The organism is Variovorax sp. GW823-FHT04F07 (genome assembly GCF_058795995.1).
Window position 1 is genome coordinate 628,780 of sequence record NZ_JBXAIG010000001.1, and the last position, 15,470, is coordinate 644,249.

13 protein-coding genes are annotated in these 15,470 nt (G+C 68.9%); 9 read left to right on the top strand and 4 right to left on the bottom strand.

Annotation, left to right across the window (positions count from 1 at the left end; translation table 11 throughout):
- Positions 1 to 69 precede the first annotated feature (69 nt).
- Positions 70 to 405 (top strand): DMT family transporter, encoded by a 336-nt coding sequence (locus AC1RAA_RS02915; RefSeq protein ID WP_095745062.1) that lies wholly within the window; start codon positions 70 to 72, stop codon positions 403 to 405.
- Positions 406 to 435: 30 nt separating this feature from the next.
- On the opposite strand, the gene AC1RAA_RS02920 is transcribed toward AC1RAA_RS02915, so the two are convergent.
- The 4 genes from AC1RAA_RS02920 to AC1RAA_RS02935 are packed head-to-tail and all read right to left on the bottom strand — an operon-like array spanning position 436 to position 6,954.
- Positions 436 to 3,546 (bottom strand): efflux RND transporter permease subunit, encoded by a 3,111-nt coding sequence (locus tag AC1RAA_RS02920; protein ID WP_487847104.1) that lies wholly within the window; start codon positions 3,544 to 3,546, stop codon positions 436 to 438.
- A gap of 20 nt (positions 3,547 to 3,566) precedes the next feature.
- On the bottom strand, positions 3,567 to 4,754 hold the full coding sequence (locus AC1RAA_RS02925; RefSeq protein WP_492685513.1) for an efflux RND transporter periplasmic adaptor subunit: 1,188 nt from the start codon (positions 4,752 to 4,754) through the stop codon (positions 3,567 to 3,569).
- Positions 4,751 to 6,241, bottom strand: coding sequence for an efflux transporter outer membrane subunit (locus tag AC1RAA_RS02930; RefSeq protein WP_492726382.1), 1,491 nt, complete (start codon positions 6,239 to 6,241; stop codon positions 4,751 to 4,753). Before AC1RAA_RS02930 ends, AC1RAA_RS02925 begins: the two co-directional genes overlap by 4 nt.
- Positions 6,238 to 6,954, bottom strand: coding sequence for a TetR/AcrR family transcriptional regulator (locus AC1RAA_RS02935; RefSeq protein ID WP_070060446.1), 717 nt, complete (start codon positions 6,952 to 6,954; stop codon positions 6,238 to 6,240). Before AC1RAA_RS02935 ends, AC1RAA_RS02930 begins: the two co-directional genes overlap by 4 nt.
- Positions 6,955 to 7,082: 128 nt before the next feature.
- Between AC1RAA_RS02935 and AC1RAA_RS02940 the strand changes: the two genes are divergently transcribed.
- From AC1RAA_RS02940 to AC1RAA_RS02975, 8 genes are all read left to right on the top strand, one after another.
- Positions 7,083 to 8,624 (top strand): sigma-54 interaction domain-containing protein, encoded by a 1,542-nt coding sequence (locus AC1RAA_RS02940; protein WP_492726384.1) that lies wholly within the window; start codon positions 7,083 to 7,085, stop codon positions 8,622 to 8,624.
- Complete coding sequence (locus AC1RAA_RS02945) at positions 8,621 to 8,887, top strand: hypothetical protein (RefSeq protein WP_095745066.1); 267 nt, start codon at positions 8,621 to 8,623, stop codon at positions 8,885 to 8,887. Before AC1RAA_RS02940 ends, AC1RAA_RS02945 begins: the two co-directional genes overlap by 4 nt.
- A gap of 156 nt (positions 8,888 to 9,043) precedes the next feature.
- The gene (locus AC1RAA_RS02950) at positions 9,044 to 10,231 is read left to right on the top strand and encodes a substrate-binding domain-containing protein (RefSeq protein WP_070060448.1); all 1,188 of its coding nucleotides are present in this window, start codon (positions 9,044 to 9,046) and stop codon (positions 10,229 to 10,231) included.
- A 176-nt stretch (positions 10,232 to 10,407) separates the two neighbouring features.
- Positions 10,408 to 11,862 carry an extracellular catalytic domain type 2 short-chain-length polyhydroxyalkanoate depolymerase gene (locus AC1RAA_RS02955; RefSeq protein WP_492726385.1) on the top strand — a complete coding sequence of 485 codons (1,455 nt, stop codon included), beginning with the start codon at positions 10,408 to 10,410 and terminating at the stop codon, positions 11,860 to 11,862.
- A gap of 49 nt (positions 11,863 to 11,911) precedes the next feature.
- Entirely contained in the window at positions 11,912 to 12,676 is a 765-nt protein-coding gene (locus tag AC1RAA_RS02960; protein WP_492726388.1) for an ABC transporter ATP-binding protein, read from the top strand.
- Positions 12,673 to 13,401, top strand: coding sequence for an ABC transporter ATP-binding protein (locus AC1RAA_RS02965; RefSeq protein ID WP_159277159.1), 729 nt, complete (start codon positions 12,673 to 12,675; stop codon positions 13,399 to 13,401). Before AC1RAA_RS02960 ends, AC1RAA_RS02965 begins: the two co-directional genes overlap by 4 nt.
- Positions 13,398 to 14,378 carry a branched-chain amino acid ABC transporter permease gene (locus tag AC1RAA_RS02970; RefSeq protein ID WP_070060451.1) on the top strand — a complete coding sequence of 327 codons (981 nt, stop codon included), beginning with the start codon at positions 13,398 to 13,400 and terminating at the stop codon, positions 14,376 to 14,378. Before AC1RAA_RS02965 ends, AC1RAA_RS02970 begins: the two co-directional genes overlap by 4 nt.
- Before the next feature lie 13 nt (positions 14,379 to 14,391).
- Positions 14,392 to 15,459 carry a branched-chain amino acid ABC transporter permease gene (locus AC1RAA_RS02975; RefSeq protein ID WP_062475876.1) on the top strand — a complete coding sequence of 356 codons (1,068 nt, stop codon included), beginning with the start codon at positions 14,392 to 14,394 and terminating at the stop codon, positions 15,457 to 15,459.
- The last annotated feature ends 11 nt before the right edge of the window (positions 15,460 to 15,470 follow it).

The window sequence follows — 15,470 nt, forward strand, 5'->3', positions numbered from 1 at the left end:
CGTTCGGGGTACCGCTTGCATCGCCCGCATTCCATGCCCGGTACGGCGGGGGTGTGACGAGGTATTCCCATGAAGAGTCCACAGACTCTGGCCTGGCTGCTGCTCGCGGCCAGCGTGGCGGCGGAAGTCGCCGGCACCATCGCCCTTCGCCATGCCGAAGGTTTCACCCGCCTGTTGCCATCGCTGCTCACCGCCGCCTGCTATGCCGGCGCGATCTGGCTCATGTCGCTCGCGGTGCGCGAACTGGATGTGGGGCTGGGCTACGCGGTCTGGGCCGGTGCCGGCACCGCGCTGATCGCGGTCGCCGGCATGGTCTGGTTCGGTGAAGCGGTCACGCTGACGCGCGTGGTCGGCCTGTTGGCCATCGTGGCAGGCGTGGTGGTGCTGAACATCGAGGCGCGGTAGCGGGTTCACCGCTGCCCGCGCTCGGAGGTCTCAGCGCTGCGGCGCCTCGACCAGGTCGTCGTCGATGTGCGGATCGGCCGGCTGCCCGCGCACCTTGCGCACGGTGCGGCGGATCCAGTGCTCGATGTCGTCCACGTAGGTGAACACCGCTGGCACCACCAGCAGGCTAAGCACCGTGGAGGTGATCAGCCCGCCGATCACAGCCATCGCCATCGGCGAGCGGAAGCTCGAGTCGGCGGTGCCGAAGCCCACGGCAATGGGCAGCATGCCGGCACCCATGGCGAGCGTGGTCATGATGATGGGCCGCGCGCGCTTGTGGCAGGCGTCGCGCAATGCGTCCCAGCGGCTCATGCCGTGGTCGCGGCGCGCCACGATGGCGTACTCGACCAGAAGAATCGAGTTCTTCGTGGCGATGCCCATCAGCATGATCAGGCCGATCAGCGAAGGCATCGACAACGCCTTCTGCCCGATCAAGAGGCCCACGAAGGCGCCGCCCAGCGCGAGCGGCAGCGCGCACAGGATGGTCACCGGGTGCAGGAAGTCCTTGAACAGCAGCACCAGCACGATGTAGATGCACAGCACGCCCGTGAGCATCGCCAGGCCGAAGCTGGCGAACAGCTCGGTCATCACTTCGGCGTCGCCCACCTCGGCGATGCGCACGCCCGGCGGCAGCTTCTGGATCGAGGGCAGGGCCTCGACGGCGGTCTTGGCATCGCCCAGGCCCACGCCCGACAGCTCGATCTCGAAGTTGACGTTGCGCGAACGGTCGTAGCGGTCGATGACGGCCGGGCCGCCTTCCATCGTGAGCGAGGCCACCTGGCTCAGCATGACGGGACCGCGCGCGCCCGGCACCGACAGGCGCCCGATGAGGTCGAGGTCTTGCCGCGCCGAGTCTTCGAGCTTCACCACGATCGGCACCTGCCGCTGCGCGAGGTTGAGCTTGGCCAGCGCCTGGTCGTAGTCGCCCAGCGTGGCCACGCGCAAGGTCTCGGCGATGGCCGAGCTGGTCACGCCCAGGTCGGCGGCGCGCGCGAAGTCGGGGCGCACGGCGATCTCGGGGCGGATCAGGCTCGCGGTGGAGGTGATGTTGCCCAGGCCGGGAATGGTGCGCAGGTCTTTCTCGACCGCGCCGGCGGCGGCCGACAGCGCCACCGGGTCTTCGCCCGTGAGCACCAGGATGTACTTCTCGCCCGAGCCGCCCAGGCCCACGGTGCTGCGCACGCCGGGCAGGGTCTCGAGCGCGGTGCGGATCTCTTTCTCGATCACCTGCTTGCGCGGCCGGTCGCCGCGCGGGTCGAGCTGGATCGTCAGCGTGGCCTTGCGCGTCTCGGGCGTGCCGAAGTTCGCGAACGGGTCGCCGCCAGCGCTGCCGCCCGCCACCGTGGTGTAGACGCTCTTCACGTGGTTGATCTTCATCACGCGGCGGCGCGTTTCCTCGGCCGCGGCCGTGGTCTGCGCCAGCGTGGAGCCCGGCGGCAGCGACAGGTAGACCTGCGTCTGCGAGTTGTCGTCGGCCGGGATGAAGCCGGTCTTGAGCAGCGGGATCATCGCCAGCGAACCGAAGAAGAAGAGGGTGGCCATCACCATCGTCTTGAAACGGTTGTGCGTGCTCCACGTCACGGCGCGCATGTACCAGCGCAGCCAGCCCGGCTCCTTCTCGGCGCCGACGATCGGCTTGAGGATGTAGGCCGCCATCATCGGCGTGAGCACCCGCGCCACCACCAGCGAGGCGAACACCGCGAGCGAGGCGGTCCAGCCGAACTGCTTGAAGAACTTGCCGGCCACGCCGCTCATGAAGGCCGTGGGCAGGAACACCGCGATCAGCGTGAAGGTGGTGGCGATCACGGCCAGGCCGATTTCGTCCGCCGCCTCCATGGCCGCCTGGTAGGGCGACTTGCCCATGCGCAGGTGGCGCACGATGTTCTCGACCTCCACGATGGCGTCGTCCACCAATATGCCGACCACCAATGAGAGCGCGAGCAGCGAGATCACGTTGACCGAGAAACCCAGCAGGTACATGCCGACGAAGGCCGGAATCACCGACATCGGCAGCGCCACGGCCGAGACGAAGGTGGCGCGCCAGTCGCGCAAGAAGAGCCACACCACGATCACCGCGAGGATGGCGCCCTCGTACAGCAGGTGCAGCGAGCCGTCGTACTCCTCTTCCACCGGGTCGACGAAGTTGAAGGCTTCGGTCAGTTCGATGTCGGGGCGCTGCACGCGCAGGTCGGCCAGCGCCTTTTGAATGGCGCGGCCCACTTCCACTTCGCTGGCACCGCGGCTGCGGGCCACTTCGAAGCCCACCACCGGCTTGCCGTTGAGCAGCGCGGCGGCGCGCGGCTCGGCGATGGTGTCGCTGATGCGTGCCACCTGGTCCAGGCGGATGCGGCGGCCGTCGCTCAGCGCGATCTGCATGTCGGCGAGCTGGTCGGCCGACTGCACGGTGGCCATGGTGCGCACCGGTTGTTCGCTACCGCCCAGGTCGATGCGCCCGCCCGCGCTTTCGGTCTGCACCTGGCGCAGCTGGCGCGAGATGTCGGCCGCCGAGGCGCCCAGCGCCTGCAGCTTGGCCGGGTCGAGGTCGATGTGCACCTGGCGCGTGACGCCGCCCACGCGGTTCACCGCGCCCACGCCGGGCAGCGCGAGCAGCTTCTTGGTGATGTCGTTGTCGACGAACCAGCTCAGCGCCTCGTTGTCCATGCGCGACGAGGCGATGGTGAAGGCCAGCACCGGCTGGGCCGCGAAGTCGAGCTTGGTGACGACCGGGTCGCGCACGTCGGCGGGCAGGTCGGCGCGCACCTTCTGCACGGCCGAGCGCACGTCGTCCACGGCCTCCTGCACGGGCTTCTCGAGGCGGAACTCGACGATCAGCGTGGCGGCGCCGTCCTGCACCTTGGTCGTGATGTGCTTCAGGCCCTGGATGGTGGCGATCGAGTTCTCGAGCTTGCGCGCGACGTCGGTCTCCAGCTGCGAGGGCGCGGCGCCCGGCAGCGAGGCCGAGACGGTGACGGTCGGCAGGTCGATGTCCGGGAAGTTCTGCACCTTCATGGCGTTGAACGACAGCAGCCCCCCGAAGGTGAGCAGCACGAACAGCATCACCGCCGGAATGGGGTTGCGTATGGACCAGGCGGAAACGTTCATGGCGTGTTCCTTGTGCTTGCTTATTTAGGCGAAGGGGCGGATGCCCCCGCCTTCGCCGGGGTGGCGGACGCAGGCGTCGCTGCGGGCGTGGCATCCACCACGCGCACCAGGTCGCCGTCGTTGAGGAAGCCCGCGCCCTGCACCACGATCTGCACGCCCTCGGGCAGGGCGCTGGTGATCTCCACGCGGTCCTTCAGGCGGCGGCCGGTCTGCACCTTGAGCTGCGCCACGCGGCCGTCGGGCAGCAGCGTGAAGACGTTGTTGAAGCCGTCGCGCGGCACGATCGCGCTTTGCGGCACGGTCGGCGCGGAACTGCGGCCGAGTTCGAAGTCGCCGCGCGCGAACATGCCGGCCTTCACGCCGGTGTTCTGCTGCACGTTGGGCAGGTCGACATAGACCAGCGCCGCGCGCGTCTGTGGATCGACCGTGGGCGCGATGCTGCGCACCGTGCCCTTCACCTGCGCGCCGCTGGCGCTGACCACGAAGGCCGGCGTGCCCACGGCCACGCGGCCCAGCTCGGCCGAGGTGACTTCGGCGCGCCATTCGAGCCGGCCCTGGCGGATCAGCCGGAACAGCTCGGTGCCGGCGCCCACCACGCTGCCGACCGTGGCGGTGCGCGCGGAGATCACGCCGTCGTCGGGTGCCAGCACCTGCGTGTTGCGCCCGCGCACCTGCTGCGCGGCCAGCACGGCCTCGGCCGCCTCGGCGCGCGCCTTGGCGGTCTGCTCGGTGGTCTGGTACTGGTTGATCTGCTGCTGGCTCAGCGCGCCGGTGGCCTGCAGCGTGCGGGCGCGCGCGGCGTTGCCGGCGGCGTCGGCGGCCGAGGCGCGGGCCTCGGCCAGCGAGGCGCGCGCCTGCGCGATGTCGGCCTGTACCGTCTCGGGCGAGAACACCGCGAGCACCTGGCCCTTCTTCACGGTGTCGCCCACGTTGACGCGCACCTCGGCCAGCTTCAGGCCGTTCGATTCGGAGCCGATCACGGCCTCCTGCCAGGCCGCCACGTTGCCGTTGGCCGCCAGCGTGACGGTCAGCTCGGTGGCTTCGGGCTTGGCGACCGAGACGGTCAGGGCCGGGCGCTGCGCGGGGCCTTTTGCCGCAGGCGCAGCCTTGTCGTCGGCCGGCTTGCGGGTGAGCCACAGGCCGGCGGCGACAACGACGACGAGCGCCAGCAGCGCGAGGACAAGGGTGGAACGCTTCATTGTTTTCATGGCGACGTCGCGACCTTGGCGGCCGGGGTGGTGGTCATTGGGGACGATGCTTCGGCGGGGCGGCTCCAGCCGCCGCCCATCGAGCGGTACAGCGAAACCCAGGCCTCGGTGCTCTCGCGCTGCAGCGAGACGCGCGCGGTCTGCGCGGCGAACAGCGTGCGCCGCGAATCCTCGAGCTCGAACAGGCTGGCCAGGCCGCTGCTGTAGCGGGCCTGGGTGGCGTCGAACGAGGCCTGGTAGTTCTTCACCGCGCTGTCGGCGTCGCTGCTGCGCGCGGTGGTGGCGTCGAGGTTCACCAGGGCTTCCTCGACCTCGCGCACCGCCTGGCGCACGTTGGCGCGGTAGAGCGACACGGCCTCGGTGTAGCGCGCCTTGGCCGCCTCGGCGTTGGCCGCGCGCGCGCCGCCGTCGAGCAGCGGCACGGTGAGCGACAGCGGCCCGACCGTCCAGGTGTCGAGCGATTCGCGAAAGCCGCTGGTGCGGATCTGCATGCGGCCGATCGAGCCCGAGAGCGTGAGCTTGGGGTAGCGCTCGGCCTCGGCCGAGCCCACCTCGGCGCTGGCCGCGGCCACGCCGAGTTCGGCCGCGTACACGTCGGGCCGCTGCGAGAGCGCCTGCGCCGGTACGCTGGCGATGGCGCCGACCACCGGCAGCGCGCGCTGCGTGGGCGAGGCCGCGAGCTTCTGCGCCAGCGTGGGTTCGTCGAGCCCGCTGAGCGCCACCAGCGCCTTGCGCTGCACCGCGCACAGGGCGCGCTGTTGCGTGAGTCGACCGGAGGCGTCGGAGGCACTGGCACGCGCCAGCGCGGCGTCGGCCGGCGCGGTGAAGCCGGCGCGCGCCGACAGGTCGGTGAGCCGTGCCGTTTCGCCGCGCGACTTGGCGTCGGATTCGGACACGTTCAGCTGCTGCTGGCAGGCGCGTTCGGCGAAGTAGGCATTGGCCGTCTCGGCCGCCACGGCGACGCGCGCGTCGTGCCACTTGGCGGTGGCGCTGTCCAGCTTCTGCTGGGCCGCATCGCGGTCGGCGCGCAGGCGGCCGAACAGGTCGATCTCCCACTTCGACTGCAGGCCGGCCTGCAGCGTGGTGACCGGCGCGGTGGAGGCGCTGCTGCTGCTACTAGAACCGCCCGATCCGAACGACGAGCCCGACACGCCGCGGCTGGCCGACGCCGTGCCGTCCAGGCTGGGCAGCAGCGCCGCGCCGGTCTGCACGCGCGTGGAGCGCGCCTCGGCCACGCGCGCCGCGGCGCTGGCAAGGTTGGGGCTCGCGGTTTCGGCGGCGGCGATCAGCTCGACCAGCAGCGGGTCGTCGAGCTGGCGCCACCACTCGGCCAGCGCGGCCAGCGAGCCGCCGTGGGGCAGGGGCGCATGCCACTGCGCGGGGAAGGGCGCCTGCACCGAGGCGGGCGGGCGCGTCAGGCCGCAGCCGGCAAGGCCGAGGCCCAGCGGCAGGCTCAGAACAAGGGCAATCCGTCGGAGTCGTCTCATGGCTTCTTTCTCTGCTCGGCGGCCACCTGGCGGCGGCGTGCGGTTTCGGCCTGGACCAGCGCCATCGCGTAGCCCGTGAGCCGGTCGGCCCAGGTGTCGATGGCGCGCGGCGTGCGCAGCAGCGACGGGCGCAGGGCCTCGATGAAATCCTGGCTCACGTACAGCTGCATCGACAGCCCGGTGATCGCGAAGGTCAGGCGGTGGATGTCGTCGTCCGCGCGCTCCACCTGCAGGTGGCGGCACAGCAGCTCGACGATGGCGCGGTGCGGGCCCTTGATGTCGCGCTCCAGTTCCTTGGCCCACTGGCTGGTGGGCTCCAGCATCTCGCGCATGTGCAGCTGGATGCACTGGCGCACGATCTCGCCCTGCTTGAGCGGATCGATCATGGCCGCCATGCAGATGCGCAGCGTGGCTTCGAGCGACTGGCCGGGCACGTTGCAGGCGGCCACCAGGTCGTTCGAATCGCTGCCCATCGGCTCGTTGAAGGTGGCGGAGTACAGCCCCTCCTTGTCGCCGAAGTAGTAGCTGATGGCCGAGACGTTCACGCCGGCCTCGCGCGCGATCTCGCGGATCGAGGTCTTGGCGAAACCGTTCTGGGCGAACAGCCGCAGCGCGGTGTGCAGCAGGCGGTGGCGCGCCTCGGCGCCGTCGCTGCGCGGGGCGCGGCGCGGCGAGGGCACGGGCGTTGGCGTGAGGGGGTCCCTGGCGTTCATCGGCGCGATTAGAGCATGATTGAAATCAAACGATTGATTTACTTAAGGCTTGCTGAAGGCTTTTGTTTTTGGTTGCATGTGGGCCTGCGCGCGGCAGGGGCGGGGGCCGCACACAGTACGATCCGCGCATGTCCGTCGCTCCCTCCGCCGCCGCACCGTCGCCCGCCTTGCCCCTGGACGCCGAAGGCATCCTCGCGCTCGCCGCGCGCTCGATGTTTCATCTGTTTTCGAGCATCAGCCAGGGCATGTTCCTGGTCGACCGCAGCGGGCGCATCGTCTGGGTGAACGAGGGCTACCGCCGCTTCCTGCCGGCGCTGGGTTTTTCATCCATCGACGAGTTCATGGGCCACATGGTCGAGGACGTGATCCCCAACACCATGATGCGCCGCGTGCTCGAAACCGGCGAGCCGATCCTCATCGACCTGCTGACCAACAAGGCCGGCACCTTCGTCGTGAGCCGCATCCCGCTGCGCGAGGAGCGCGAAGACGGGGAGGGCCTGGGCAAGGTCATCGGCGCCATCGGCATCGTGCTGTTCGACCAGCCCGAGACCACGCTGCAGCCGCTCATCAGCAAGTTCGCGCTGCTGCAGCGCGACCTGGACGACGCGCGTCGCGAGCTGGCCAGCCAGCGCAACAACCCGCTGTACCAGCACGCACCCGACGGCCAGCGCCGTTCCAAGTACACCTTCGCGAGCTTCATCGGCAGCAGCCCGGCGGCCGTGGAAGTGAAGCGCCACGCGCGCCGCGCCGCGCAGTCCACCAGCCCGGTGCTGTTGCTGGGCGAGACGGGCACCGGCAAGGAACTGCTGGCGCATGCGATCCATGCGTCGTCCACGCGCGCCAAGGGCCAGTTCGTCAGCGTCAACATCGCGGCCGTGCCCGACACGCTGCTCGAGGCCGAGTTCTTCGGTTTCGCCCCCGGCGCCTTCACCGGCGCCGACAAGCGCGGGCGCGAAGGCAAGTTCAAGCTGGCCGACGGCGGCAGCCTGTTCCTCGACGAAATCGGCGACATGCCGCTGGGCCTGCAGGCCAAGCTGCTGCGTGCGCTGCAGGAGGGCGAGATCGAACCGCTGGGCTCCAACAAGCTGATTCCCTTCGACGCCCGCGTGATCGCAGCCACCTCGCGCGACCTGCCCGAGCTGGTGCGCCGCGGCCTGTTCCGTGAAGACCTGTATTACCGCCTCAACGTGCTGCCGCTGCGCGTGCCGCCGCTGCGCGAGCGTCGCAGCGACATCCCGGCGCTGGTCGAGGCGCTGGGCGAGGACATGGCACTGCGCAGCGGCGAGGCGCCGCCCGAACTCACGCCCGACGCGCTCGCGCTGCTGGCCGGCCAGCACTGGCGCGGCAACATCCGCGAGCTGCGCAACGTGCTGGAGCAGGTGACGATGCGCAGCGACTCGCAGCGCATCGACGCGGCGCAGCTCGAACGCATCCTGCGCGAAGCGGGGCTGGAGCAGATCGAGGCGCCCGACACCTCGCACAGCCTGCGCGACGTCGACCAGGAGGCGGCACTGTTGCGCCCGCTGTCGCAGCAGGTGGCCGAGCTGGAGCGCAAGGCGATCGCCGCCGCGCTCGAAAGCACCGGCGGCAACAAGCTCGCGACCTCGCGGCTGCTGGGCATTTCGCGCGCCACGCTGTACGAGCGCATGACGGGGATGGGACTGTCATGAGCGTGAAGGCGCTGCGTTCCACCTTCGGCCCGAACTGCCACTGGTGCGGGCTGCCGATGGATTTCGACGAGCCGCACGGACGCCCCGAGTCGGCCACCATCGAACACCTGCTCGACGCCACGATGGGCGGCGTGCGCCAGCAGAAGCACCGGCGCCTGGCGCATGCGGTGTGCAACCACACGCGCAACGAGCTGCGGATGCGGGCCGAGCGCGAGTTCGAAAGCTGGCTCGCGGCGCGCCGTGACTCTGCTGGGAAACCCTGACTGATCAGCAGACAGTTGTCTGAAATAAAGACAATGCGAATGCACTGAAATCAGGCGAAACCGGTTGCGCCCGAATGAGGAAGCCTTTGTTATCAATGGCTTAGGCGGGTGGCACGAACTGTGCAATATTCAGTCACCTTTATCAGGAGACAAGACATGCACCGTCGCCACCTCATCGCCCTGGCCGCCCTGGGCGCCACCGTCGCCACCATGCCCGCCTGGGCCCAATCGAACGAGATCCGCATCGCCCACGTCTACAGCAAGACCGGCGCGCTGGAGGCCTACGGCAAGCAGACGCAGACCGGCCTGATGATGGGCCTGAACTACGCCACCGGCGGCACGATGATGGTCAACGGCAAGAAGCTCGTGGTCATCGAGAAGGACGACCAGGGCAAGCCCGACCTGGGCAAGTCGCTGCTGGCCGCCGCGTACTCCGACGACAAGGCCGCGCTCGCGGTCGGCCCGACCGCTTCGGGCGTGGCGTTGGCCATGCTGCCGGTGGCCGAGGAGTACAAGAAGATCCTGATCGTCGAGCCCGCCGTGGCCGACTCGATCACCGGCGACAAGTGGAACAAGTACATCTTCCGCACTGGCCGCAATTCGAGCCAGGACGCCATCTCCAACGCCGTGGCCATCGACAAGGCCGGCGTCACCGTCGCCACGCTGGCGCAGGACAACGCCTTCGGCCGCGACGGCGTGAAGGCCTTCGGCGCCGCGCTGAAGAAAGCCAAGCTCGCGCACGAGGAATACCTGCCGCCCGCCACCACCGACTTCACGGCCGGTGCGCAGCGCCTGATCGACAAGCTCAAGGACCAGCCGGGCCGCAAGATCATCTGGATCGTCTGGGCCGGCGCGGGCAACCCGTTCAAGATCGTCGACCTCGACCTGAAGCGCTACGGCATCGAGATCGCCACCGGCGGCAACATCCTGCCGGCCATGGCGGCCTACAAGTCGCTGCCGGGCATGGAAGGCGCGGCCTACTACTACTTCGGCATCCCGAAGAACCCGGTGAACGAGGCCATGGTCGCGGCCCACTACAAGGAATTCAAGACGCCGCCGGACTTCTTCACGGCCGGCGGCTTCTCGGCCGCGATGGCGGTGGTGACGGCGCTGAAGAAGACCAACGGCGACACCGGCACCAACAAGCTCATCAGCACCATGGAAGGCATGAGCTTCGACACGCCCAAAGGCAAGATGACCTTCCGCAAGGAAGACCACCAGGCGATGCAGTCGATGTACCACTTCAAGATCAAGGCCGACCCCGCGTTTGCATGGGGCGTGCCGGAGCTGGTGCACGAGATCAAGCCCGAAGAGATGGACATCCCGATCAAGAACAAGCGCTGAACACGGCGCTGATCGCCCCCTGAACCCGCGGCGCGCATGCAGGCGCCGCCCCCTTTTCGCCCCGGATGGCCGCCGGGCGAAGCGCCAGCCTGCGTCCGCGCAAGTTGCCGCGCTCCACGGCCGATTCGTCAGTCTGCAAGCAAGCGTTCGATCAAACACAACAGAAGGAGACAGCGATGCCAGCGATGCGATGGAACAACTGGAAGGGGTTTGCCGCAGCAGCGGTGATCACAGCGGCGGCGCAGGCCGCGACGGCGGCCGTGCCGCTGCCGGCACTGGGCGCCAACCCGGCGGAGGTGAGCGTGTCCGGCCTGTCGGCCGGCGGCTTCATGGCGGTGCAGCTGCACGTGGCCTACTCGGCCACCTTCAAGCGCGGCGCGGGCGTGGTCGCCGGCGGTCCGTACTACTGCGCCGAAGGCTCGGTGCTCAACGCCACCGGGCGCTGCATGACGCACAGCACCAGCATCCCGGTCTCCACGCTCGTGAGCACCACCAACAGCTGGGCCGCCAGCGGTGCGATCGACCCGGTGTCGAACCTCAGCAACTCCAAGGTCTACCTGTTCTCGGGCACCTCGGACAACACCGTCAAGCAGCCGGTGATGGACGACCTGAAGACGTACTACCAGAGCTTCGTGCCGGCCGCCAACACGGTCTACAAGAACAACCTCGGCGCAGGCCACGCGATGGTCACCGACGACTACGGCGGCGCCTGCAGCACCACGGCCGCGCCGTACATCAACAACTGCGGCTTCGACCTCGCGGGCGAGATCCTCACGCAGCTGTACGGTCCGCTGAACCCGCGCAACAACGGCGCGCTGGGCGGCACCTTCACCGAGTTCAACCAGTCGGAGTTCGTCTCCGGCCACGGCGTGGCCGCCACCGGCTGGCTCTACGTGCCGCAGGCCTGCACCACCACCTCGTGCCGCGTGCACCTGGTGCTGCACGGCTGCAAGCAGAACTACACGGACGTGAGCGACCAGTACGTCAAGAAGACGGGCTACAACCGCTGGGCCGACACCAACAACATCATCCTGATCTACCCGCAGACCAGCACCGCGGCCACCAACAGCTGCTGGGACTGGTGGGGCTACGACAGCGCCAACTACGCCAAGAAATCGGGCCCGCAGATGGCGGCCATGAAGGCCATGATCGACCGCGTCACCGGTTCGGCCGGCGGCGGCGGGCTGCCGGCGCCCACCGGCGTGGGCACCTCGGGCGCGACCAGCAGCAGCATGGTGATCGGCTGGGCCGGCGTCTCGGGCGCTTCGGGCTACAACGTGTACCGCGGCGGCAGCAAGGTCAACGCTTCGCCGGTGGCCGGCACCAGCTACACCGACACCGGCCTGGCCGCGTCGACCAGCTACAGCTGGACCGTGGCCGCGCTGAACGCGAGCAACGTCGAAGGCGCGATGTCGGCGGCCGCCACGGGCGCGACCACGGCGGGCCCGGGCGGCGGCGGAACCTGCTACACCGCGAGCAACTACGCGCACACCATGGCCGGGCGCGCCTATGCGCTGTGGGGCCTGACCTATGCCAACGGCTCGGGCCAGTCGATGGGCCTGTGGAACATCTACGCCATGACCACGCTGAAGCAGACGGGCACCAACTACTACGTGATCGGCACCTGTTGAGGCCGCTCACCCATCGCTGATTTTTTCGATTCGCAAGGACCTTTCCACAATGCTTGAGACCCGGGATCTGACCATCCGCTTCGGAGGGCACGTGGCCGTCAACAGCGTGAGCTGCGCATTCGCGCCAGGCACGCTGACGGCCATCGTCGGCCCCAACGGCGCGGGCAAGACCACTTACTTCAACCTGATCTCCGGGCAGCTCAAGGTCACGGCCGGCACGGTGTCGCTCGACGGGCAACCGTTGTCGCACCTGTCGCCGTCGGCGCGCACGCACGCCGGGCTGGGGCGCGCGTTCCAGCTCACCAACCTGTTCCCGAACCTCACGGTGCTGGAGAACGTGCGGCTCGCGGTGCAGGCCACGCGCGCCGGCGCGCACCGCCACGGGCTCAACCTGTGGAGCATCTGGAGCGATCACAAGGCGCTGACCGAGCGCGCCGAGCAGATCCTGGCCGACGTGGCGCTGGAGCCGCGCGCCCACGCCACGGTGGCCAGCCTGCCGCACGGCGACCAGCGCAAGCTCGAGGTGGCGCTGCTGATGGCGCTCGAACCCAAGGTCTTCATGTTCGACGAGCCCACGGCCGGCATGCATGCGGCCGAGGCGCCCGTCATCCTCGACCTGATCCGCAAGCTCAAGCAGGACAAGACCAAGACCATCCTCCTGGTCGAACACAAGATGGACGTGGTGCGCGAACTCGCGGACCGCATCATCGTGCTGCACAACGGCACGCTCGTGGCCGACGGCGAGCCGGCCGAGGTGATCGCCTCGCCGGTGGTGCAGGAGGCCTACCTGGGCATCGCGAAGGAGGCCGCATGAGCACCGAAAATTTGCTGACCCTGGAAGGCGTGCAGACGCACATCGGGGCGTACCACATCCTGCACGGCGTCGACCTGGCCGTGCCCAAGGGCCAGCTCACCATGCTGCTGGGCCGCAACGGCGCGGGCAAGACCACCACGCTGCGCACCATCATGGGCCTGTGGCATGCGTCGCAGGGCAGGGTGCAGTTCGCCGGCAAGGACATCACGGCCCTGCACACGCCTCAGATCGCTGAGCTCGGCGTGGCCTACGTGCCCGAGAACATGGGCATCTTCTCCGACCTCACGGTGAAGGAGAACATGGTGCTGGCCGCGCGCGGCGCCAAGAACGCCGACGCCATCGACGACACGCGCCTGAAGTGGATCTTCAAGCTCTTCCCCGCGGTCGAGAAATTCTGGAACCACCCGGCCGGCAAGCTGTCGGGCGGACAGAAGCAGATGCTGGCCGTGTCGCGCGCCATCGTCGAGCCGCGCCAGCTGCTCATCATCGACGAGCCCAGCAAGGGCCTGGCGCCCGTGATGATCAACAACATGATCGAGGCCTTCGGCGAGCTCAAACGCAGCGGCGTGACGATCCTGCTGGTCGAACAGAACATCCACTTCGCCCAGCGCCTGGGCGACACCGTCGCGGTGATGGACAACGGCCGCGTGGTGCACAGCGGCTCGATGGCCGCGTTCTCCGCCGATGCGCAACTGCAGCAATCGCTGCTCGGACTCGCCCTATGAAACTCGACTTCGACTGGAAGCCTCTGCTTCTTGCCCCCATCCTCGCGCTCGTCGCGCTGCCGCTCACGGGCTCGGTCTCGACCTGGCTCACGCTCACGGTGGCGGGGCTGGCGATGGGCATGATCATCTTCATCATCGCCTCGGGCCTCACGCTGGTGTTCGGCCTGATGGACGTGCTGAACTTCGGCCACGGCGTGTTCATTGCGCTGGGCGCCTTCGTGGCCAGCAGCGTGCTCGGCCTCATGGGCGACTGGACCGGCTCGGGCGAGCTGTGGCGCAACCTCGTGGCGGTGTTCCCGGCCATGCTGGCCGCGATGGCGGTGGCCGGCGCCATCGGCCTGGCCTTCGAGCGCTTCATCGTGCGGCCGGTGTACGGCCAGCACCTGAAGCAGATCCTCATCACGATGGGCGGCATGATCATCGGCGAGGAGCTCATCAAGGTGATCTGGGGCCCGGCGCAGATTCCGCTGCCGCTGCCCGAGGCGCTGCGCGGCTCGCTGCTGGTGGGCGATGCCGCCATCAGCAAGTACCGCCTGCTCGCGGTGGCCGTGGGCGTGGTGGTGTTCGGCGTGCTGGCCTGGACGCTGGGCCGCACCAAGATCGGCCTCTTGATCCGCGCCGGCGTGCAGGACCGCGAGATGGTCGAGTCGCTGGGCTACCGCATCGGGCGCCTGTTCGTGGGCGTGTTCGTGGTGGGCAGCGCGCTGGCCGGCCTAGGCGGCGTGATGTGGGGCCTGTTCCAGCAGAACCTCGTGCCGCAGATGGGCGCGCAGGTCAACGTGCTGATCTTCATCGTGATCATCATCGGCGGGCTGGGCTCGACCGGCGGGGCGCTGCTCGGCGCGCTGCTGGTGGGGCTCATGACCAACTACATCGGCTTCCTGCTGCCCACGCTCACGCAGTTCGCGAGCATCTTCCTCATGGTGGCCGTGCTGCTGTGGCGCCCGCAAGGCGTGTACCCCGTGGCGAACCGTTGAGGAGAAAGCCGTCATGTTCCTGAAACGACTTCTTTCCAACGACATGCCGCGCAGCCGCCTGCTGGCGCTGCTGCTGCTGGCCCTGTTCCTGGCGCTGGCCTTCGCGCCGTTCCTGTTCCCGGGCGTGAAGGCGCTCAGCGTCGCGGCCAAGATCCTGGTGTTCGTGGTGCTGGTCGCCAGCTTCGACCTGCTCTTGGGCTACACCGGCATCGTGAGCTTCGCGCACACGATGTTCTTCGGCATCGGCGCCTACGGCATCGCCATCTCGGCCTCGCGGCTCGGGCCCAACTGGGGTGCGGTGCTGGTGGGGCTGGGCGCGTCGCTCGCGATCTCGCTCGTGCTCTCGCTGGCCATCGGCCTGTTCTCGCTGCGGGTGCGGGCGATCTTCTTCGCGATGATCACGCTGGCTGTGGCCTCGGCGTTCCAGACGCTGGCCTCGCAGCTGTCGGACTTCACCGGCGGCGAGGACGGCCTGACCTTCAAGCTGCCCGAGCTGATCTCGCCGAGCTTCGAGTTCGCCGAAGAGCCCTTCCTCGGCGTCTCGCTCGACGGGCGCCTGCTGTGCTACTACCTGCTGTTCGTGGCGGCGGTGGTGCTGGTGCTGGCGATGCTGCGCATCGTGAACTCGCCCTTCGGCCGCGTGCTGCAGGCCATCCGCGAGAACGAGTTCCGCGCCGAGGCCATCGGCTACCGCGTGGTGGTGTACCGCACCACGGCCGCCGTGCTGTCGGCGCTGTTCGCCACGCTGGCCGGCGCGATGCTCGCCATCTGGCTGCGCTACAACGGGCCCGACACCTCGCTGAGCTTCGAGATCATGATCGACGTGCTGCTCATCGTGGTGATCGGCGGCATGGGCACGATCTACGGCGCGGCCATCGGCGCGGTGCTGTTCGTGGTGGCACAGAGCTACCTGCAGGACCTGCTGCGCCTGGGCAACGAGGCGGCCAGCGGCCTGCCGTGGCTCGCGGCGCTGCTGTCGCCCGACCGCTGGCTGCTGTGGCTGGGCGTGCTGTTCGTGCTGTCGGTGTACTACTTCCCGACCGGCATCGTCGGCAAGCTGCGGGCGAGGGCGGCGAAATGAGCGACGGCAAG